This is a genomic window from Luteolibacter ambystomatis (assembly GCF_018137965.1).
Classification (GTDB): domain Bacteria; phylum Verrucomicrobiota; class Verrucomicrobiia; order Verrucomicrobiales; family Akkermansiaceae; genus Luteolibacter; species Luteolibacter ambystomatis.
The window spans coordinates 2,858,310-2,880,449 of the sequence record NZ_CP073100.1 but is presented as its reverse complement, the minus strand read 5'-3'; the positions used below and the strand labels follow the sequence as shown (position 1 = coordinate 2,880,449).

The following is a 22,140-nucleotide window of genomic DNA, read 5'->3' as shown; positions in this document are numbered from 1 at the left end:
GGTATTTGTTTGAAAATAAGATTGATCCTAACGGTTTGACTCATGGATCATGACCTATTGGAATAGGTGAACTATCCAGATGTGGATCTAATAGGATCTAATATTTACCCCCTTCCTTCCCCTCATGTTTTCCAAGGCCAATCGATCCCGTGCTTCGTTGTCCGCGATTGCGATGACATGCGTTCTATTCCTGCCCGGCAGGATGGACGCCGTGGACCCCAATCGAGCGGTAAGCCGCCGTCCCAAACCGGTCGATAGCGACATGCGGAACAACTACATGCGTGCCGATCCGGGGGAAAGTGGTTCCAAGGACGCCAAGGATTGCGAGGTGCTGGTTCCGGCGGAGCGCTTCTCCCGGCAGGCCATCGAAGCCACCTGCGCCAATGACGTTCCATCGCCGGAAAAAATCAAATGGCAGTTGGACCAGGTTTCCAGGGCGCTTGATACGGCCGAGCGCCACGCCGCCGAGTGGGGGCATGCCTCCATCTCCAGCGCCGTGCTTGTGAAAGGAGATATGAATCGTTTTGGCGTGGGGGCCGATGTCAACTATGCGACGGTGGAGGGGCGTATCCGCACCAGCCAGCAGGGGGCGGCGAGCCGCTTGGCGGAAAAGAGCTTGGGAGTGAAGCTGGAAGGCGAGTTCGGAGTCGATGCCATCAAGAAGACCGAGGACGAGATCTATCAGACCAGCAAGCAGAACGAACTGCTCCAACAGAAACTCGAACTGAAGAAGTCGCTGCTCCAGCTCAAGAAGAAGCAGACCGAACTCGACAAGCTCGACAATGCCGATGCCGGGACGGTGCCCCTCGATTCCGCGGCTGAAGACGTGCCGGCTGGAAATACCCTGCCGGTTCCGACCCGGCCGGATACCACTGGGGTGCTGCCGGAACTTCCCACCCCCACCGCGGTCAGCAACAATACGAACCTGACCATCAATGGTGCGACCACCGTTGCCGCGCAAGGCCTGCCGTCCGGTATCCCGCCGCAGCCTGGTGCTCCGGATCTGGCCACCCTCGCCTTGGTCGCGGATCATCTCCAGCTCTCGGAAGGGGATATCGCCAAGCAGGCGGCTTCGACGGTCGTCACCCAGAAGCTGATGAACTACATCACTTCGCCCATCGATGGCGGCTCCAACAGCATTCCGTGGTTCGTGGTCACGCAGGTCAGCGTTTCGCCAGGCAGCCGCACCGGCAGCGACTACATTGCGGAGACCACGCTGCATCCGTATTACGCGAAGCTGGATTCCAACGGTTGCGTCGCCGCGGATTGGAATCCCAACCGTCCTCACCCCACCATTCTGGCGGCCTTTCCGCTGGTGGAGGCCCAGGCGCTGGACTTGCGGAACAGCGACCGCTTCGAAACGCGTTTTTCACTGGCCCTTGCCGCCAAGCTCATCGCGGAGGGCAAGCAGGCGCAGGCGAAGTTCTTCCTCGAGAAGATGACGAAGATCCAGCAGGACATCGCGACCCGGACGCTGCTGCCGGTGGTGGTTCCGAATTCGAACGGCCGCGAAGTCACCTACCGTTTCGATCCGGGCCTCCAAGGGTTGGTGGAACCGGGGAATGCCAGGAAGGGTTCGGGCCTCGTGCTCAATGCCACCAGCGTGCCCGCGCTGCTGGTCATCATGACCGACCGCAAGAGCCTGAAGGACCGCAACTATCTCCACTTCGAACTCGGCACCCGCTGGATTCCCAAGAAGCAGGCGAACATCTGGTCCACGACATGGAATGGCATTACCCGCAATTACAATCCACGCCGGGGTATGGCTCCGTCCGATGTGGTGGAGGCGGCGCAGGGGCTTGATGTCGCGCGCTTTCATCTGGGCGTGGTGGATACATGGTTGAAGAGTTACCCGAACCGGATCGCCCCGGGAGGGGATTTCGGGCTGGCCCTTTCCCAAGCCCGCTCGCGACTTTCGGGATTGGAGCCGAAGCTCGGCAGCTCCAACAGCTACGTGGCTTTCCCATCCCTGTACAACATCACTCCCTCCGTCCTCGTGAACAGCCGGGGCGAGGAACAGAACATTGTCATCAACTCGTTCTGCGTGACCGAGGATGCCTACAAGCTCGGCAATCTCGAAAGCATTTCGATCGGAGGGTACGAATTCGGGAAGAAGATCCAGGCACCGGCTTTGGCTGCTCTCAAAGCCGACGAGCAAACATTGGCCGACGCGGCTTTGTTGAAGGGGCGGTCATTGCGACCATATTTGAGTGCCCCCCTTGTGGCCGGGCTGGATTCGGGTTCGAGAACCGTGCAGATGGAAACCTTGCGGCGGATTCCGTCCGAGCGTGAAACCATTTTGATGAACATGGATGCCGCCAGGGACAAGGCGGACGAAGACAAACGCATTGCCCAGACCAACTACAACCTCCAGCTTGAAGCGAAGAACAGGGCTTTGAGGGTGAAGCAGGATGTCAGGAAGGAAGTGGATAAGGCGGACGCCGTCCTGAAGTCCTTGAAGAAGCCCGCTGCCGGGATTTTGGAGCAGAACGCCGGGAATCCCGAGGTCAAACGCTACAACGAAGCGAAGGAGAACTGGGATCAGAAACAAGTGGATGCGGTCAATGCCGACAAAGATGCCGAGATCCAAGTACAGCGGTTGGCCGCCCAATATGTCGAGGTATCTCAAGCAAATCAGACGGCCAATGTGATTGCCGCGGGACCTCAGGTCATAACGGAGATCGTAAGGAAAAACGCCGATGTGGAAGCCAAGCAGAAGGAACTGGCGCTTTTCGGGAAGCTCATTTCGGCCGGCGAGAATGCCACCTTGAGATTCGATCCGGATCGCCTGAGAAGTCTGCCCGCGGGCTCCTATTCGGTGATCGGGAATTTCAAGGGGCCTTGCTCCACGGTGAACGGAGAAAAGGTCCATGAGATCCTCAGCCGCGATCTCGGGAAGATCGAAATCAAGGACCCCGCCCCGGTTGCCATCGATTCCTATGGCGACAATGTGATCCCGGCGAAATTCCCGGAAGGGGGCAAGAAAATGTCCGTCACCGGAAAGGGATTCGGGCGGGTCAAGCGGGCCATGCTCGATTCCTCCCTCGCGGATGTCATCATCACCAGTGCCACGGATGACATGCTCCAGTTGCTGATCCGGAGCGCGCCCTCGAAGGACGATAAATTCATCCTCCTCTCGGACTCCGGCGGCGTTTGGGATCCGAATGCCAAGAACCACCCGGAGGTGGTGGGATACGTGAAGATCCAGTCCGAGCCGAAGCCGGCGCTTTCGGTGACCACCTCACAACCCGTGCAGGTGGCTTTCGACGAACCCAAGGTGGTGTTGGCCGGTGTTTTTCCGGATGGCATCGAGTTGTATGTCCAGAGGCAGGGCAAGGAGCTTGAAAAGGTTTCGTCGTTCAAACGGATGGACAAGTCGCTCGAGTACACCATCCCGAATCCCGTCGAGGACGAGGCCGTCAAGTTGGTCGTGAAGCCGGGCACCGCCAATGGCAGCGACCAATCCGTGAACGTCAAGGTGGGTAAAAAGCTCAAACTGAAATTCAAGGAACTGGCTTTTTTCCCGCCCAGCTTCGATGGGCCGCTCACGAACGACATGTCCCTGAAGCTGCTGCTGGCGGATCTGGATCCATCTTTGAAGGGGAAGCCGGTGGATGTGAACATCGGGGGCGTCACCCTGCAGTCGGAAAAGCTCGATGACAGCGGAGCCATCGTGGTCAAGGGGTTCAGTGCGCTGAAAGCGACCGGAAATCTGAAGGTCATGGTGCTGGTGGATAATGAGATCTATACGCCCGCGAGCCCTCTGACGGTGAATGCGGCCAAGCAATAGGCACGGGTTCCCTCGTTTCCCCATCGCCTCCCCACTCCGGATCTGCCAGCTTGGCGGCATGAGTTCCATCCGTCGTTTGAGCCGGGCTGTGCTGGTGGTGGCCATCGGGATTTTCGCATGTGCTTCCGCGAGGGCGGATAGTCCACCGGCGGAGAAGCCGTTGCCCGTAAAGACGGACCGCCTGCCCGGCGTGGATCTCAGCCAGGGAATCACGGAGGTCACCGGTGTGGCGATCTCGCCTCTGCTCGGCGTTTCCGGAGTCGGTGCGTGGCGATATTTCCATACCGATGCGGCCCTGCGCGACAAGCTGCCGTGGTTCTGCCATCCGGCGGCATGGGGCTGCGGCTTCGCGGTGCTGTTGCTGTGCTTCGCGAAAGACACCTTTGGCACGGCGGTGCCGGGCGTGCTGAAGAAGCCGCTCGATATGGTGGAGCTGTTTGAAAACAAGGCCAGCGCCCTCGTCGCCAGCACCGCCTTCGTGCCCTTCGTCGCCCGCGAGATGGCGGATCATTTCCAGGCCACGGGGGAGGGGACCACGGCCTTGCTGCTGCCACTCGCCTCCATCACCGGCGTCTCGGTGGTCGCCGTCTCCACCGTGGTGGTGGTGACCATCGCCTCCGTGGTGTCCTTTCTCGCGGTCTGGCTCACCGGACATGCCATCAACGTGCTCATCATCCTCTCGCCGTTCTCGCTGGTGGATGCTTTTCTCAAGCTGTGCCGCACCGCGGTGATGAGCCTCATCGTCCTCAGCTATTTCATCGCGCCATGGTTGGCGGCGGGCCTGTGCGTGGCCATCATCCTGCTGGCGCTGTGGCTCGCTCCCGCCACCTTGCGTCTTTCTTCATTCGGCACCCGCTATGCCACCGATGTGCTGCTGCCGTGGTTCGGGCGCAGGCGTGCCACGCACGATCGTCCGCATGCCTTCACTCTCGGCCGCTTCGGCGGGCTGCCGGTGCGCACCGCCGGGCGGTTGGCAGTAAGTGAAGATGGCACGCTGGCGTTTCATCATCGTCCGTGGGGCGTGATGACGGAGCGTTCCGTGCCTTTGCCGGATGGTGAAGCCATCCTCGCCAAGGGCTTGCTTTCACCGGCTCTCCTTGTACGCACTTCGGAGAATCAGGACGGCGCGAAGTTCCTCCTCCTGCTACCCCGTTACCGCGGACGTGAGGAGGAGATCTCCACCCACTTCAAGATCCGCGAAGTTCGCGATCACGCGCTCGCCCGTGGCTTTGCGGCAATGAAAGCGTGGTGGAAGGAGCAGGTGCGAAGAAGGCGAGGTTCGGTTGTGGAGGCTTCATGACGGGCACCTACCCGGAATGGATTCAAATGGAAGCTCTTCCCTGAAACCATCCCTCTTCATCTTATCCGCGTCCATCCACGGTTCACCAGTTCACCCGCTTGATCTGGTCCGCGACCTCCACATCGCGGGTGGCTTCCACCTCGATGCGATACCAACCCGTGCGGCCGTCCGGAGCGGTGGCTTGGAAATCAACGGTCCTGTATTTCGGGAAATCCGCGCCGCTGCCGCCGTCCGCCTGATACCACCTCACCGGCTGGTTCAGGATGAACGACGAACGCCATGGCTGGGTATGGGTGGGAGCGGCGGATTCCTGCGGCCCCCCGGTCGGTTCCTCCCAGCGCGGCGGCACCACCGGCGCGCGTTCGCCCCGGGGCATGCTGCACACCGAGACGAAATTGAGCGTGTCCCCCTTCCGGTAGCGCAGCCGCCATCCGCCATCCGGCAGGCGCTGGATCTGCGGCGCGCCCCAGGCCTTCTCGAAGTACTCCGAGCGTAGTACCGGCACCTTCGATCCCGCGAAGTCCGCGGTGGTGGACTCTCCCTTGTCCAGCGAGGACAAGCGCGGAACGAAATCGGGCGGGGGAGAGCTGCAGGAAACGGAAACGGCCAGGCAGCCGAGGACGATCGGGAAAAGGAACTTCATCTCCCCGGAGCGTGCGCGGGAAAGGCGGGCCGCCGCGAGTTCTTTCTGCTCCGCGACCTCCCCGGAGGGATGATTGAAAGGTTTTCGCTCCCCCAAGGGAATCCGCCCGCTGGTAGAGGGAAAGCCTGTTCGGTTGAGTTGTGAAATCATCCGCCGGACATTGCATAATGCTAACAGGGCGTTGCGATATGCCCGCCATCACGGACTTGATTGTAGTGGCGGAAACTGCTGAGCATCAGGGTTGACTGGGAAAAGGGTTTTCACCTGTTGGACCCTTGTGCCCCATGTTTTCCCACCCCTTGTAAGAAAACCATGAAACCAAAGTTCCGCCGTTTGTACCATGCGGTGTTGCCCGTCCTCATCATCGTTCCCGCCGTGGTTCACACCGCGATTGGCGCGACCATCGCCCCCGATGGCTTCGGAAATGTCACCGCCAATCCCGGTGACAGCGGAGCCAACAACATCGCCACCGGTTTTGGCTTTGTGCCGGCCATCCCCCCAGGTGCCCACAACATCCTCATCAATCCCGGTGTCACCCTCAATCCCACCGGGACCGATGTCATCGAGATCCAGGTCTTCGATGTCGTTGGAGCCACCTACACCATCACCAACAACGGAATCCTGAAGAGTGACAATGGCGCGGCCAATCATGGCATCGACACCATCGACATCGGCGGTACCGCCACGCCCAGCATCACCGTCATCAACAACAACTTCATCAGCGGCGCCAGCGCGATTCGCGCGAACAACATGCTGGTGCTGACGAACAACACCGGCGGCACCCTTCAGGGCTTCGGTGGCGCGGATGGCGCGGTCTTCGCCAAGAAGGGCGGTAACATCACCAACAACACCGGTGCCACCATCACCGGCCTCGCCTACGGCATCCGCGGTGAATCCGGTACTTTGGTGGTGGGGAATACCGGCCTCATCGAAGGGACGGCCGCCGCCGCCATCGGCATCTCCACGGATGGTACGCTGACCCTCACGAACGGAGTGAATTCCCTCTCCGGGCTCGGGACCATCCAAGGTGGTGCGGGCGGTGTGAAAGCCGGTGCGAATTCCACCATCACCAACAACCTCTCCGGCTCCATCTTCGGGGGAGTCACCGTGGTGCAGATCGGAGCGGATTCCTCGGTCAACAACAGCGGCAACATCATCGCCAGCGCGCCGGGAGCCACCGGCATCCTTGGCGACAACGGCGTGCAGGTCATCAACAACTCCGGTTCCATCTACGGGGGAGTGGGTGGCAATGCCATGGACCTGCAGGGCGGCAGCGACATCGTGAATCTCTCCGACGGTTCCACCGTCAGCGCCACCATTCTCGGCGGCACCGGTGCCAACATCCTGAATTTCGGCGCCGGGCTGACCGGTATCTATGGGAGCCAGGACACCACCCACAACATCGTCTATGGCGACGTGAAGGAATTCTCCATCATCAACAAGGCCGCCGAGGGCACGGCTTTCATCGGCGACTATTCGGAGTTCCGCTCGGTCACGGTGGACACCATCAATGTCGGCAATGGCGGCCTCATCATCAACGGCGATCTTGCCGGGAACAGCGGTCCCACCGCCACGGTCAACGCGAGCGCTTCCGAGTTTGGAGGCCGAGGCACCTGGGTGGCGAACATCAACGTCAATGCCGGTGCTTTCAGCGCCGGTGGCACCACCATCGCGTTGAACTCGAATCCGAACAACGCGGTCGGTGCGCTGACCGTCAATGGCAACGTCACCCACGCCGCCGGGTCCTACCTCCGCGTCGATGTGATCCCGCAGACGGCGATCAACAATGGCGTGAACAGCGACCTCGTTGTCCAGACCGGTGCGAACACCTACAATCTGGGCAACAACGGCCTGCATCTCTCTCCGACCAACGTCAACCGCGCCATCACCAATGGCACCTACACGGTGGTGGACAGCGCGAATGCGATCAGCGGCTTCAACGCCGCCGCCACGCTGAGCCTGGAGTTGAACACCACCAATCCCGCCGCGGCGGAAACCGGGCCCTTCACCGCCACGGAGAGCGGCACCAGCACGAACACCGTGCTGGGCAACTTCTTCGCCACCACCCAGCTCGCGGGCGGCGGCACGGATGTGCAGCTCGTCGTGCAGCACAACTTCGCGGGCCTGCCCGGCCTCACCGCAAACCAGGCTTCGCTCGGTGCCGCGCTCGATGCCTCCGTCAACAGTCCGAACCCGCTGATGCAGGACTTCATCGCCGCGCTGGATTATTCGAACCTGCCCGCCGTGCAGGCCACGCTGGCCGCCATAGATCCATCCACTTATCTCGCGCTCACGTCCTCCATCATCAACAGCGACTACGCGCTGCACCGCCAGATCGGTGACCGCCTCTCCGACCTGCGGGACGCGGGTGATGGCGGTGGCGTTTACCGCACCCAGGTCAGCGCGAAGGGCGGCATGGCTCCCACGCCCTCCGTCTCCTCCTCCGGTCCGTTCAATGTCTGGGGCGCGGTGTCGTATGACTGGCAGGACTATAGCGGCCGCACCGCCCTCTCGGACTTCGATGGCACGGTGGCATCCTTCACCGCGGGCATCGACTACCGCGTTTCGCCGGACTTCGTGATCGGCGTGCTGGTCAATGGATCGAAGAGCGATCTCGATTACGTGGGCGGCAGCACCGACATCGACAGCCTGCGCGGCGCGATCTACGCCACCTATGGCAGATCCACCGGCTGGTATTCGGACGCCCTCATCGGCTACGGCAGCCATAGTATCGATGCCTCCCGCACCCTCGGCGGCGTTGTCATCGGCGCGGGCGGATCGGACGTGGATGCCACCAGCTTCCAGGCCCTCTGGACCGTTGGCTACACCTTCGACACCGGCACCTTCAGGCACGGCCCGTTCCTCGGACTTGAGTATCAGAACGTGGATGTGGACGGCTTCACCGTCGGCGGGCCGTTCCCGGTCGGTGTGGGAGACTACAGCGTGGATTCGCTCCGCGGTCTGATCGGCTACCGCATCCGCGGCGATTGCGGAACGTTCCGCCCCTATGCCTCCATCGCCTATGCCCATGAGTTCGAGGACGGTGGCAACAGCGCCTCCGCCTTCCTGCCGAATGGCGCGCCGTTCTCGGTGGTGGGGCCGGACCTGAATTCCGCCGTCCTGCTCACCGCGGGCACCGGCATCCGGCTCTCGGACGACCTGATTCTGGACGTCGGCTATCGCGGGGAAATCTCCACGGAAAGCGAGGGCCTCGACAGCCATGGCGGTTCCATCGGCCTGAACTACAACTTCTGATCCGCCTTCCCGGAATCATGACTCGAACCGCCGTCCCGGCCATCGGGGCGGCGGTTTCTTTTGGCCCACCCACGCTCCAGGGAAGGCGGCTCCCGGTATCTGCCCCTGATTGTTAGTCAGGAATAATGAACGGTTTTCTGTTGGGATTTTCTGGTGTCAGGCCGAAAATGACCCCTTGGTTCGCGTCATGAGAATGCACAATGTATTTATGGTGGATATTCTATAAATATCCACGACGTAAATTACACGTTGCATGCACTAAAGTTCTATGCAAATGACTTAGGCGATCCATTTGCATCCAACTTACCTGTATTGTAACCCATGAAACCCCGTTTCTCCCGGCTGCTGCCGGGTCTGTTCGTTGTCTCCCTCGTTTTCGCTTCCTCCCACACTGCCAGCGCCACCAGTTGGTATTGGGATGCTGATGGCGATGGCTCCGCCACCACCGGTGGCACCGGTACCTGGACCCCCGCTGGCAACCAGTGGCGCAATGGTTCCGCAGCCGGAGCCCTTTCCACCTACACCGCCGGCCCGCAGGCCGATGCTACGGCCAATCTGGTACTCGCCGGTGCGGACGGGGCGACGATGACCGCCACCGCGGCGACATCCTACGCGCTGAACAAGATCACCGCGTCCAACAGCTACACGCTGGCCACCGTGGACGCCGTCGGCTCCTTCGTCGGTACGACCCCCACCGTGGATGTCGCCTCGGGCAAGACGCTCACCTGGAACATGGACCTTTCCGCCGCGTCCACCACGGTCCTCAAGACCGGCACGGGCAGTTGGACCTTCAGCAATACGGGCGGCCAGATCACCTCCGCCAATACCACGCTGGAAGTGGTCGCAGGCACCCTGCGCTACGATACGGCGGCTGCCACGGCCAGCCTGTTCACCGGTGCGGGCGGCATCGTGAAGGTGGACACCACCGCCACCCTGAGTCTCCAGCAGAACCAGTCGGCCGCCTATACTTCGGTCAGAGACTGGACGCTCGGGACGAAGATCAACTTGGTGGGCGGCACCCTGACCGGCGGCTCGACCAACGGCGGCCAGTTCCAGCGCATCCCCAGCGGCACCGCGATCCAACTGGATGCCGGTGCGACGACGAATACGATTTCCCAGGGCTCCGGCGGTTTCAGCCAGAACTTCACGCTGGATGGTGCGATCACCGGCGCGGGTTCTGTCACCCTCGCCCGCGCGAATTCCAACGACCGCTACCTGGTGTTGAAAGGCAGCGCCTCCGGCTACTCCGGCAATGTCACCATCGGCACCTCCACTGCCAGCGGCTATGTCGTTTTCGGCCATGCGACGGGTTGGGGCACCGGCACGCTGACCCTCACCGGCGCGGGTTCGAATGCGGTCATCGGTGACGAGGCTGCAACGGTGATCCAAGGTGCATGGACCGGTGGTTCCGCACTGGGCTTCACCAGCGGCACGCTCTCCACCACCGCGGCTGTCACGGTCGGCGGCGGTGCAAACCTGATGCTGAACAACCGCTCCGGCAATGCCGTGCTCTTCGAGCCGCGCGCGGGGCTCACCGTCAATGGCGGCACGCTTTCCTTGAACAGCACCGGCGGCACCTCCGCCTTCGTGCCTTACACTTCCACCACCTGGACCTTCGGCGGCACCGCGCTTTCCACCGTCTCCGCCCGCGTCCAGCTTTCCAACACGGGCGTCACCTTCGATGTGGCGGACGCCGTGGCGGGCACCGGAGTGGACACGAATGTCAGTGGCGTCATCTCCGGTGCCAATGGCTTCACCAAGACCGGCGTCGGTACCCTTCAACTCAGCGGTGCCAATACGTTCACCGGTCTGCTCACCGTCAGCGCCGGTGATGTGTTGTTCAGCACCGCCGGAGCGGCCAGCGGCATCGCGGGCGGTCTCGCGGGCTCCGGCGCTGTGAAGGTGGCGGGCACCGGCCTGGTCACGCTGAATGGAAACTCCCCGACCTACACCGGTACCGTCACCGTGGCGGATGGCGCGAAGTTCGCGGGCGATGCCACCACCGCCGGTCCGCTGACCGTGGGGGCCACCACCGGAGCCACGCTCTACGGCAACAACGCCTCTCCGACCACCGCCTACACCGCGACGAACCTCACGCTCAACGGCACCAGCGAAATCGCCTTCGCCACGCCGCCGGCCACAGGCACCTACACCATCCTCAAATACACCGGCACCCTCTCCGGGTCCGCGACGAACCTGCACTCCAACTACCGCGGCAGTGTCATCCACATGGGCAGCGGCACCAATGACGCCATCACCCTGGACGTCTCCTCGCCGGTTTCCGTGATCTGGACCAATACCTCCGCGGACGGCCTCTGGAATACCGCCGCCTCCGGAAACTGGTATGACGGCGCGAACATCAGCGCGTTCTACACCGGGGACCAGGCCATCTTCGATGACAACGGCGTCAGCAGCCAGGTCGTCACGATCAGCGCGCCGGTGTTCCCCGGTTCCGTCGCCTTCTCGAACAACGCGATCGACTACGGCTTCACCGGTGCTGCGATCAGCGGCACCGCCGCGGTGACGAAGAACGGCTCCGGCTCCATCACCCTGTCCACGGCGAATGCCTACACCGGCGGCACCCTGCTGAATGGCGGCGTCCTGCGCGTCGGCGCGGCCGGTGCGCTCGGCACGGGCACGCTCACCTACACCTCCGGCACCCTCACCGCCGCCAGCACCCCGGCGGTCACGGTGGGGAATGCGGTGACCTACACCACCACCTCGCCCACCTTCGGTGACATCAGCGCCCCCGGCCCGCTCACACTGTCCGGTGCCCAGACCCTCACCGCGGCCACCCAGTTCAACGTGAACGCCCCGGTCATCATCAGCGGTGCGGTTTCCGGAGCCTTCCAGCTCACCAAGAGCGGCACGGACACGCTGACGTTCTCCGGCAGCCCGGCGCACGGTGCCACCGTCGTGGATACCGGCACGCTCCAGGTCGGCACGGGTGCGGCGGCGGGGGTACTGCCCGGCACGGCCACGATCAATACCGGTGCGACCCTGCGCCATTTCCGCAATGACTCGTCGACCGTCTCCAACGTCTTCTCCGGCGCGGGCACGCTCGCCTTCAAGGGCACCGGCACCTCCGGCCAGTCCAGCTACACCCTCAGCGGCGCGAACACCGTCAGCGGCACGGTCGTTGCCGAGAACGGTGCCCGCGTTCAGGCGACCAATGCCGCGGGCACCCGCTTCGGCACCGCTGCGGTGGAGATCCAGTCCGGCGGCCAAACCTACCTCACGGGCGGCACCTTCGCGAACAACTTCACGATCAACGGCAACGGCTGGCTGGAAAGCGCGGGCAACCTCGGCGCCATCCGCTTTGATGCGAACTCCGTCATCAGCGGTTCCGTGGCGGTGAACTCCGCCTCGCGGATCGTCGCCTACACGTCCAACACCGGCACGATGACCGGCGCGTTGTTCGGCAGCTCCGCCTTGGAGATCAACGCCAGCTCCAGCGCGAACTTCAACGGCACCGTCAACTATTCCGGAAACGGTTCCGCGTTCAACGGGCCGGTCACGGTCAGCCAGGGCACGTTCAATCTCTCCGGCTCCCTCGGCGGTGACGTCAATGTCTCCACGACCACCACCACCGGCACGCTCGGCGGCGAGGGCACGCTGGCGGGCAATGTCACGCTCGGAGCGGGCTCCACCGGTTCGAACCTCGTGTTCAATCCGAATACCACCCAGGCGCTCACCGCCACCGGCCTGCTGACGGTGAACAACACCGCCACGGTGTCCTTCAGCACGGTGCCGGCCGCCGGAGGCACCTTCGCCGTCATCAAGCACGGCGGCACCACCGCGCTGCCCGCGAACTTCGCGCTCGCCAATGCCACCAACTACCGTTCCGCGGTCTTCGATACCACCACGGACCCCACCACCGTCACCCTCCAAGTGCCTTCCCGCACCCTCACATGGACCGGCGCGAGCTCCGCGGTATGGGACGTGGGCACCACGGCGAACTTCACCAGCCCCGGACCGGTGGTGGACAGCTTCTACTGGCTGGACAGCGTGACCTTCGATGACACGGCCACCAACTTCAACCCGACCCTCGCGGTCGCCGCGAATCCAGGCACGCTGACCTTCAACAACAGCACCAACGCCTACACCCTCACCGGTGCGGGCGCGATCGGTGGCGGCACCTCGCTGGTGAAGAATGGCACCGGCGCGGCCACCATCTCCACCGCGAACACCTTCACCGGTGGCACTCAGCTCAATGCCGGCCGCATCAAGGCGGGCGCGAATGCCGCCCTCGGCACCGGCTCCATCAGCTTCAATGGCGGCACGCTGTCCAGCGACAGCGCCACCGCCCGCACCATCGCGAATCCCTGGACCCACACCGCCACGGTGAACCTGGGCGATGCCACGGACACCGGTGCCCTCACGCTCTCCGGCGCGGGCACGCTGACCGGAAATGCCACGTTCAATGTGCTCAGCACCACCACCAGCACCCAGGTCATCAGCGGGGTGATCACGGACGGGGCGAACTCCTACTCGGTGACCAAGACCGGTGCGGCGGGGGCCCTGCAGTTCAATACGGCGAACACCTATGACGGCGGCACCTTCATCAATGCCGGCCGTCTCAGCGCGAACAACGTCACCGCCTTCGGTACCGGATCCGTGACCATCGCCGCCACCGGCCAGGCCTACCTGGTCGCGGGCGGCACCTACACCTATCCCATCAGCATCGCGGGCACCGGCTACGTGGAACCCACCGGCAATCTCGGTGCGATCCGCTTCAACGGCAACACGCTCTCCGGCGCGCTCACGCTTACCGCGGACGCCCGACTTACCGCGTATGGCTCCAGTGGCACCCTCAGCGGGGTGATCGGTGAGACCGGCGGCGCGCGCGTGTTGGAATACGGCGGCACCTTCTCCTCCGCCACCACCGGCGGCACCTTCACCGTCTCCGCCGCGAACACCTATACCGGCGGCACCACGGTCACGAACTCGATCATCAACGTCAACAACGGTTCGGCCCTTGGCACCGGCCCGGTCACCGTGACCGGTGCGGCCACCACCGGCCGCCTCGTGGTGGCGAACGGACTGAACCTGGCGAACGCCATCACGCTCGGCACGAACGTCGGTGCCACTGGTCGCGGCGTCATCGAGCTCGCCGCCACCAGCGCCACCGCCACCCTCAGTGGTCCCATCACGGTGACCTCCGGCGTGAGCGGCGGCGGCCACCTGTTCACGGACGCCACTTCCACGCTGACCATCACCGGATCGATCACCTCGGCCTCCGCTGCGATCGTGCAGCGTGTGGGCAATGTTGTCCTCTCCGGCGGCGGCAGCTACACCAGCTACCAGATCACCGGCCTCACCAAGATCGGCGCGACCAATGGCATGGCCACCAACGCCACGCCCAGCATCGGGATTTCCGCCGCGGGCACGCTCGACCTGAACGGCTTCAATCAGACGCTCGCAGGTCTGCAGAAGAGCGCCAATGCCGCCACCGTGACCAACAACGGAGCTTCCGCGTCCGTCCTCACGGTGAGCAACACCGGTTCCAACACCTATGACGGCACCGTGGTCAACGGCACCAGCGCCATCTCGCTGGTGAAGTCCGGCGCGGGCACCTTCACCGTCACCGCGGCCAATACCTACTCCGGCGGCACCACCATCAGCGGTGGCATCCTCCAGGTCGGTGGCTCTGCGGGCGCGCTCGGCGCGGGTGCGGTGGTGAACAATGCCAACCTCACCCTCGCCCGCACCGCCACCTTCACCTTCCCGAATGCCATCAGCGGCAGCGGCGGAGTGACCCAGTCCGGCACCGGCACCACCACCCTCAGCGGCGCGCTGAGCTACACCGGGGACACCTCCGTCACCACCGGCACGCTCTCCATCAGCACCGCCACCCTGGCGGATGGTGCGGATGTCCGCCTCGCCACCGGTGCGGTGCTGAACCTGAACCACGCGCTGACTGATAGCGTGCGCTCGCTTTACATCAATGGCGTCGCGCAGCCGGTGGGTACCTATGGTTCCCTGACCTCCAGCGCCACCTTCAAGATCGCTTCGATCACCGGCAATGGCATCCTCAATGTCACCTCCCAGGGCGGCTACACCGGCTGGGCTGCTGTCAATGCCGGCGGACAGGCGGCGAACCTCGACTTTGATGGTGATGGCGTGCGCAACGGCGTGGAATATCTGATGGGCCAGACCGGTTCCTCTTTCACCGCCAATCCGCAGATTGTCAGCGGCAAGGTCACCTGGCCGAAGGATCCCTCCGCGAACGCGACCTGGGTGGTGGAAACCTCCACCGACCTCTCGATCTGGACCACGACCAGCACCGGCGTGACGGATCTGGGCACCTCGATCGAATACGTGGTGCCCACCGGCAGCGGGAAGCGCTTCGCCCGCCTCCGCGTCACGGTGCCATAATGTCTGGTTGACCGAGCTGCAATCTCCACCGCCCCGTTTCGTCTGCCCGGATGGAACGGGGCGGCTTGCGTCTTGCAGCCGGAGTCGTGGGGTTTCGGGCGGGGAAGATTCGCTCTGATCCGCAGCCGCTTGTTGGAGCGTGCCGGGATTTTCAAGCTGCTGTATATAACGGGATTACGTACCCTCTCTAACACCTCGGTGCTTGTATTTTCCCGCTGTTCTGATAGTCCGGTCCGCGTGAAATACCGGCCATCCAAATCATTTGCAGCCTGCATGATCCTCCTGTTGGGGGCGGGTGGCGCGATGGGATGGAGTTGGAACAAGGCGAACAACGCGGGTGTTCACGTGGTGGCCCGAGGCCAGTTTTTCGCCGCTCTGAAGGCGGATTTTCTCCAAGGCTTTCCTACGGCGGAGGCCCGGAAGCGGCTGCGGGAACCGGTGGAGCAGACGATGCAGAGGCTGGAGACGGAGTTTCCGGCGTTGAGCGTGGAGTTCCATCCCGTGCCGGATGAGGAAAACGGCTATCTCCAGATGCACTTCCTTGGTGGAGGAGACTGCCCCGGCCCCGGTTTTCCGGGCAGCACGGAGTTCCGCGCGTATCTGATGGAGCCCGGACCATGGAATGCCGTGGAGGCACACCGCCAATTCTCTGCAAATGCTGCTCTGGTGGAGCGCGTGGAACGGATCGCCGCCCTCAAGCAGCGTTCGTCCGCAGGCATGCCGCATGATTTCAGCGGCTTCATCTCGGCACGCGCCGCGAGATGTTCCTCCACGATCCTGTTGATGAAAGCGCGCCTCGCTGCCGAGAACGGAGATGAGGAAACGACCCTCCGCTACGTGCAACTCGCCGGAAACCTGGCGAACCATTTCCATGACGTGGAGACTCCGAACCTGCTGGGGGAGACCGTGCGCATCCTGCTGGATCTGGAGATCGAACGCTATGCCTTCCAGCATCTCCTGCCAGCCTTGGGGCGGGATGCTGATCTGCCCCGTTGGAAGGCGGTGCTCGCGCGCTACCGCTACTCTCCCGGAGATTTCGCGGATGTGATGCGCGGAGAAAGCCAGACGGTGCTGCGCTGCATCCTGCTGCCGATGATTCTGGATGAAAGCAAACCGGAACGCCCTTCCGATGCGGTGGAACTGGCACAGGCCTACGCCTCTTGTTTCGACAAGGCGGTCGCCAGTTTGAAGACCGTGACCTGTACGGAGTGGGCCGCCAATCCCGTGCTGGTGGAGGAACCGGATTTCTCCGGATTATCGAGAGCGAGCCGCGAGATTCTCCAATCCCTCATGATCGGCAGCAAGGCATGGAACAAGGGCTACATGCGTGCCATGTCCGTGCTCAGCCAGCATCAGGCCGCGCTGGACCTGATGATCCTGGAGAAGGGCGGCATCGTCACGCAAGGCGGACCGGCCGGTGGCGTCACCCGTGATCCCATCGACGGCCAGCCGTTCGTTTTCGACATGGCCCGCCGCACGCTCGGCGTCCGTGAAACCGAGGAAGACCGGAAGATCGAGCCGGTGCGGCTGCCGTGGTGATTTATTACGGAATTTATAGTAATATATCTGCCGCTCTTCACCGCTTCTCCGGCTGGCGGACCTCGATTTTCAGGTCGTCCAGATAGAGGTAGCTCGCGGAGCGGTTGTCCAGGGAGAGCGTGAGATCCTTGCCGGTGAGGTCGATCGCGGGCGGGGCGGGCGCTTTTTTGTCGGAGCGGTCGCTGGCCTCGCGGTGGAGGTTTTCCGGCACGGTGAGCTCGATCTTGAAGGCCGACCAACCGCCATTGGGCAGGTTGGCGGTGCCGTCCGCGGCCTCGTACTGGATCATCACCGGGTAGGCGCTGGCCACGAAACGCAGGCTGCCGCGCAGCGCGTGCGGATTCGCGTCGGGCGTGTAGGACCAGCCCGACACCGTCACGCGCAGTCCCGGCACGGCCTTGAGCGTCTTGCCGTACTGGTCGAGGATGAGCTGGTTGAGGAAGGCGCGGTCCTGGATACGGACGACGTTCCGTCCGGACTTCGCGTAGATGCGGCCCTTCGTCTGGCGGCCGACTTCGGAGACGCCGGTGCCGGGGGTGTTGAAATAGTCCTGCCAGTGGAGCACGGCCAGGCTCACGCCGGTGGGGCTCTGCGTGAGATCCGTCGCCTCGAAGTCGCCGTTGCGCAGCGCGTACACGCTGGTACGGCTTTGATAGTAGATAACTCCTCCGGTGACGGCCGCGGCGAGCAGCAGGAGGCCCCCCGCGATCCACGGCCAGCGCCTGCGCTGCCGTTCCGGCCCTGGCAGGCCGGTCCCGCTGCCGCCGTAGCGGACTGTCTGCTGGCGCTGTACCGACCACATCGGCGCTCCGGCGCGTGGATTGAAGGTCACACGCCGCGTTTCCTCCCATTCCAGCCCGCCGGGGTCGATGGCTTCCTGGAGCGTGGCGTCGAAGCGGATGGCACGCGCGCAGTAGCGTTCGGCGGCGGGCTCGGTGCGCAGCCGGTGTTCCAGGCGGTCGCGCTCCTCCTCCGTGAGCGAGCGATCGAGGAAGCGTGAAACGAGCCGCTCCAGCTCCGCGTCCGGCGGATCGTCTTCGGAAGGCATCCGGGTCATTCCGAGAGGGCGGATTTCCTGAGCACACAGTCGCGCAGCAGGGCGCGGAGCCGTTCCAGTTTCTTGTAGAGGGCGTCGCGGGAGGTCCCGGTGGCCTCGGCCTCGCGCTGGAGCGCGGCCGGTTCGCGGGAGGTGTAGCGGAGTTCCAGCAGCCGCCGTGGCGCGGACTTGAGGGAATCGAGACAGCTTTGGAGAGCGGAGATGCGTGCGGCGGGCTCCATCGTTTCCTCCTGCTCCATATGGGCGACGGTTTCCGCGAGCGAGGACAACACGTCCGGAGACAGGCTGACCTGCGGATGGCGGTACTTCTTCCGCACCTCGCCCTTGGCAATGCGGCGTGCGCAAGCCAGGCAGTAGGCGAGGAAGGCATCCGCGCCTTCGTCACGCGGCCCCTTCTTCCACGCCACGATCGCCACCTCCTGGATGCAGTCGTCGATGGCGGAGCGGTCGCTGAGATAGCTGGTGAAGTAGGCCCGCACGGAGAGCTGGCAGCGCATCCACTGGTCAGTGAAAGCGCGAGCGTCCTGCTCGGAAAGCTGGCCGCCTGTTTCCGGGAGCAGCCGTCGTGTCAGGCCCGGCAGGCGCTCCAGCAGGGGGATGCGGTCACCACCCGTCTCCCGGATTTCCGCGTACGTGGAGAGCATCGGCCACTCGCCCAGCGGCAGGCCGTTCTCCTCGTTGGTGGTGGCACGGAGCATGAAACGTGGTTCTCCTAAGAGACGTCATCCCCATCGGAATGGCAATGCTGGAAATGGCATGCCATGAAGGCGGGTCATTCCAGACGAGCGGAGGCGACGGGATGTTTCAACCGTTTCATCAGGCGCGGAACGACTTCCGCGGGGAGGAGAAATTTTTTTCGTCAGATCTCTCATGGCTCCGCCACTACCCGATGCAGGGCCTTCATCGGACCCCTGTCTTCGTCGGACTTCTCCCCGCCGACCATCCGGGAGAGTCCGCCGCATCGCCTAATTGCATCGATACCATGAAGACCCATTCCTCCCCGGCCGGTCCGCTGCAGCGGTCCGCGATCCCCCTGTCGAAACCTCTCGCAATCCTCGTGTTCCTCGCCACCCCGTCCGCCATGGCGGCGACGATCGCGTGGAACTCCGGCACCACCGGCCTCGTCGGAGCCTTCACCACCGGCTCGAACTGGGTGGGGGGAGTGGCTCCCGGATCCGGTGACATCGCGAAGATCGACAACGGCGGCACCACCACCGGTGCCAGCACCGTGACCATCGGTGCGGGTGACACCATCACCGTGACCACCGTGGATCTCGGCGCGTCGAACATCGCGAACAACCGCGCGATCATCGTGCAGAGCGGCGGCACGCTCAACACCGGCACGCTGGCGATCGGCCACGCCGCCTACGGTGCCTCGAAAAGCCCGGAGTACCGCATTTCCGGCGGCGCGCTCAACATCGCCACCGCATGGACGATGGGTGATGGCACGGCGATCAAGTTCACCGCCACCGGTGGCACCGTGACCTACACCGGCGGCGCATGGGTGGTGGGCAACAACGGTGTGGCCCAGGCCGTCACGTTTTCGAATGCCGCCTCGCTCAACTACAACTCGTCCTCCCAGATCACCCTGGGCGGCACGAACTCCGCGGGCTCCGGCAGCCTCGTGCTTTCGAACACCGCCAGCGTCACCGCGAACAGCGTGGCCACCATCCTGATGGGCAATGACGGCACCCGTGGCAATGCCATCACGCTCTCGGACAGCGCCTCCTTCAGCGCGCCTTCCGCCACGCTGGCGATGGCGCAGTGGAACAACGGCAGCGCCACCATCCCCGCCACCGCGGGCGGCACCATCACTCTCGGCGGTACATCCTATTTCAATGTCAGCAATCTCAAGACCGGCGGCAACAACGCGGCCAATCCGCAATGGGGGGTGGTCAATCTCAACGGCGGCACGCTTGAGACCAATGCGATCCAGATCGGTGCCAGCTCCACCACCGCGGACGCGAACCGCAACGTGGTCAATGCCAACGGCGGCACGGTGAAGGCGAAGTCCGCCAATGCGAACTTCTTCAACGGCGTCTTCGTGAACCTGCTCGCGGGCGGTCTCACCTTCGACACCAATGGCAATGCCGTGACCATCGTCAACGTGCTCGGCGGCGCGGGCGGACTGACCAAGAAGGGTCTCGGCACTCTGACCTTGTCGAACAGCACGCTCACCTACGCGGGCAATACCGTGGTCAATGAAGGCACGCTCGCGCTGCCCGCCGCCACCTTTCCGGACACCGCGAATGTCAGCATCGCCACCGGTGGGAAGATCTCGCTGGGCAGCGGTCTGGAGGATCAGGTCGGCTCTCTCACCCTCGGCGGCGTGGCCATGCCGAACGGCGTCTATGGTTCCACCGCGTCCAATGCCCCGCTCGCGAACCAGAGCGATGCGTTCTTCGCCGGCACCGGCACGCTCCGTGTCGGCCCGCCGCTTGCCGCGCCGCGCCAGCTTGTGTGGCAGGGTGTTTCCTCGCAGAACTGGATCACCAATGAAACCGACCTCGCATTCACCGTCGATGGCACGCCGACCGGCTTCCGCCTCTATGACAATGTGACCTTCGCTGATGGCCCGGATGCCACCGGCCGTACCATCAACCTCAGCGGCGCGCTCCAGCCGACGAGTATCACGGTGAACAACAGCACGGGCAACGATTACACTCTGCTTGGCACCGGCCTCATCGGTGGCACTACCGGTATGACGAAGAATGGCACCGGCACCCTGACGTTCGGCGGCACGGGCAACAGCTACACCGGTGCGGTCGTGGTCAATGGCGGCACCGTGATCATGGGCAGCGATACCGCCTTCGGGTCCGCCCCCACCATCGGCATCGCCTCCGGCGCGCAGGTGGACGTGAGCGGGAAGAATCCCGGCCCGCGCCACACCTATACCATCGCTGGCACGGGACCGGGAACCAGCGGCGCGCTGGTGAATACCGGTGCCCAGCGCAACGGCGGCGAGGCGGGCGTGAAAAACCTCATTCTCAGCGCGGATGCCTCCGTCGGCGGTACCGGTCGTTTCGACCTCGCGCTTGGCGGCACCATCATCGGGAACAACCACACGCTCACCAAGGTAGGCACGAATGACATGGGTTTCCGCGGGGATGCCTCCGGCAGTCCCATTCACATCGTCATCGAGGGCGGCACCGTGTGGGCGGAAACCAGTGCCGCGGCCTTCGGTGGTGCTACCGGCACGCTGGTGGTGAAAAACGGCGCGCGTGCGGGAACCTTCGGTACTCTTGGTATTTCGACCCCCGTGAGCCTTGAAAGTGGTGCCACCCTGCACAACCAGGGCGCGGGCACCGGCACCTGGTCCGGAGCATTCACCTTGGCGGGGGAGGTGGGTCTCGATTCCACGGGAGGTGCGATGGTGATCACCGGCGCCATCACCGGCACTGCGAACCTCACGAAGACCGGCGCGAACAATGTCACCGTCATCAACCCGGCGTGGGGCGGAAACACCACCGTCACCGGCGGCCAGCTCACGCTGGCGGCCGCCACTCTTGGGGATGCCTCGCGTGTCACGCTTGATGGAGCCACCTCCACCCTCGCTCTCACGCACGGCACCTCCGATACGGTCGGCACCTTGTTCCTCGATGGCGTGCAGCAGGCCGCCGGAGTCTATATCTCCACCACCAACACCGAGGGCATCTCCGGCGCGGTTGCTACGGCACATCTCGTAGGAAACACCGGCAGCCTGGTGGTCACCACCGGTCCCGTGGTCACGCCCTACGGCACCTGGGCGGACTCGCACATCACCAACCCCGCCTATGCGAACCTGAAGGGACAGCAGGATGATCCGGATGGCGATGGCTTCACCAACTACAAGGAGTTCCTCTTCGGCAGCGATCCGCAGAGCCCGGCAGGCCCGCTGGTGCAGGTGTATCCTTCCGGAAACACGCTGTATCTCTACTGGCTGGAGCGTCTGGACCAGACCTACGCGCTGACGGAAAGCACCGCCCTTTCCGCGGGGCCGTGGACGGCCTCGTCCGTGGTGCCGATGGTGGCCGGTGACCAGACCGGCGTTCCGGCTGACTACGTCCTCAAGCTGGCGGCCATCCCCGTGGACGCGCCGAAGAAGTTCCTGCGCGTGGAAGTGGCGGGGCAATAACCCCTCTCATGGGTACGGCGATGATGCGCCGGAGTGGAGGCGGTGTGCGATGGGTACGCGCCGC

Annotated in this window: 9 protein-coding genes; 6 read left to right on the top strand and 3 right to left on the bottom strand. The window is 63.8% G+C overall.

From position 1 onward, the window contains the following. Positions 1 to 211 precede the first annotated feature (211 nt). Both KBB96_RS10915 and KBB96_RS10910 read left to right on the top strand, forming a co-directional pair. On the top strand, positions 212 to 3,790 hold the full coding sequence (locus KBB96_RS10915) for a hypothetical protein (RefSeq protein WP_211629443.1): 3,579 nt from the start codon (positions 212 to 214) through the stop codon (positions 3,788 to 3,790). Between the two features lie 58 nt (positions 3,791 to 3,848). After that, entirely contained in the window at positions 3,849 to 5,090 is a 1,242-nt protein-coding gene (locus tag KBB96_RS10910) for a hypothetical protein (RefSeq protein WP_211629442.1), read from the top strand. 82 nt (positions 5,091 to 5,172) lie between these two features. Here the strand turns inward: KBB96_RS10910 and KBB96_RS10905 are convergent, their stop codons facing one another. Beyond that, positions 5,173 to 5,733, bottom strand: coding sequence for a hypothetical protein (locus KBB96_RS10905; protein ID WP_211629441.1), 561 nt, complete (start codon positions 5,731 to 5,733; stop codon positions 5,173 to 5,175). A 312-nt stretch (positions 5,734 to 6,045) separates the two neighbouring features. Here KBB96_RS10905 and KBB96_RS10900 point away from each other — a divergent pair, with 312 nt between their 5' ends. From KBB96_RS10900 to KBB96_RS10890, 3 genes are all read left to right on the top strand, one after another. Next, positions 6,046 to 8,988, top strand: a complete 2,943-nt coding sequence (locus tag KBB96_RS10900) for an autotransporter outer membrane beta-barrel domain-containing protein (RefSeq protein ID WP_211629440.1) — start codon at positions 6,046 to 6,048, stop codon at positions 8,986 to 8,988. A gap of 321 nt (positions 8,989 to 9,309) precedes the next feature. Further along, positions 9,310 to 15,366, top strand: a complete 6,057-nt coding sequence (locus tag KBB96_RS10895; protein ID WP_211629439.1) for a beta strand repeat-containing protein — start codon at positions 9,310 to 9,312, stop codon at positions 15,364 to 15,366. Positions 15,367 to 15,639: 273 nt separating this feature from the next. Beyond that, a complete protein-coding gene (locus KBB96_RS10890; protein ID WP_211629438.1) occupies positions 15,640 to 16,905 on the top strand; it encodes a hypothetical protein in 1,266 nt (421 codons plus the stop codon). A gap of 37 nt (positions 16,906 to 16,942) precedes the next feature. On the opposite strand, the gene KBB96_RS10885 is transcribed toward KBB96_RS10890, so the two are convergent. Together KBB96_RS10885 and KBB96_RS10880 are read right to left on the bottom strand one after the other, a co-directional pair. Continuing rightward, complete coding sequence (locus tag KBB96_RS10885) at positions 16,943 to 17,953, bottom strand: hypothetical protein (protein ID WP_211629437.1); 1,011 nt, start codon at positions 17,951 to 17,953, stop codon at positions 16,943 to 16,945. 5 nt (positions 17,954 to 17,958) lie between these two features. Continuing rightward, positions 17,959 to 18,660 carry a sigma-70 family RNA polymerase sigma factor gene (locus KBB96_RS10880; protein WP_211629436.1) on the bottom strand — a complete coding sequence of 234 codons (702 nt, stop codon included), beginning with the start codon at positions 18,658 to 18,660 and terminating at the stop codon, positions 17,959 to 17,961. Between the two features lie 284 nt (positions 18,661 to 18,944). Here KBB96_RS10880 and KBB96_RS10875 point away from each other — a divergent pair, with 284 nt between their 5' ends. Beyond that, on the top strand, positions 18,945 to 22,076 hold the full coding sequence (locus KBB96_RS10875) for a beta strand repeat-containing protein (protein ID WP_211629435.1): 3,132 nt from the start codon (positions 18,945 to 18,947) through the stop codon (positions 22,074 to 22,076). Positions 22,077 to 22,140: the final 64 nt, after the last annotated feature.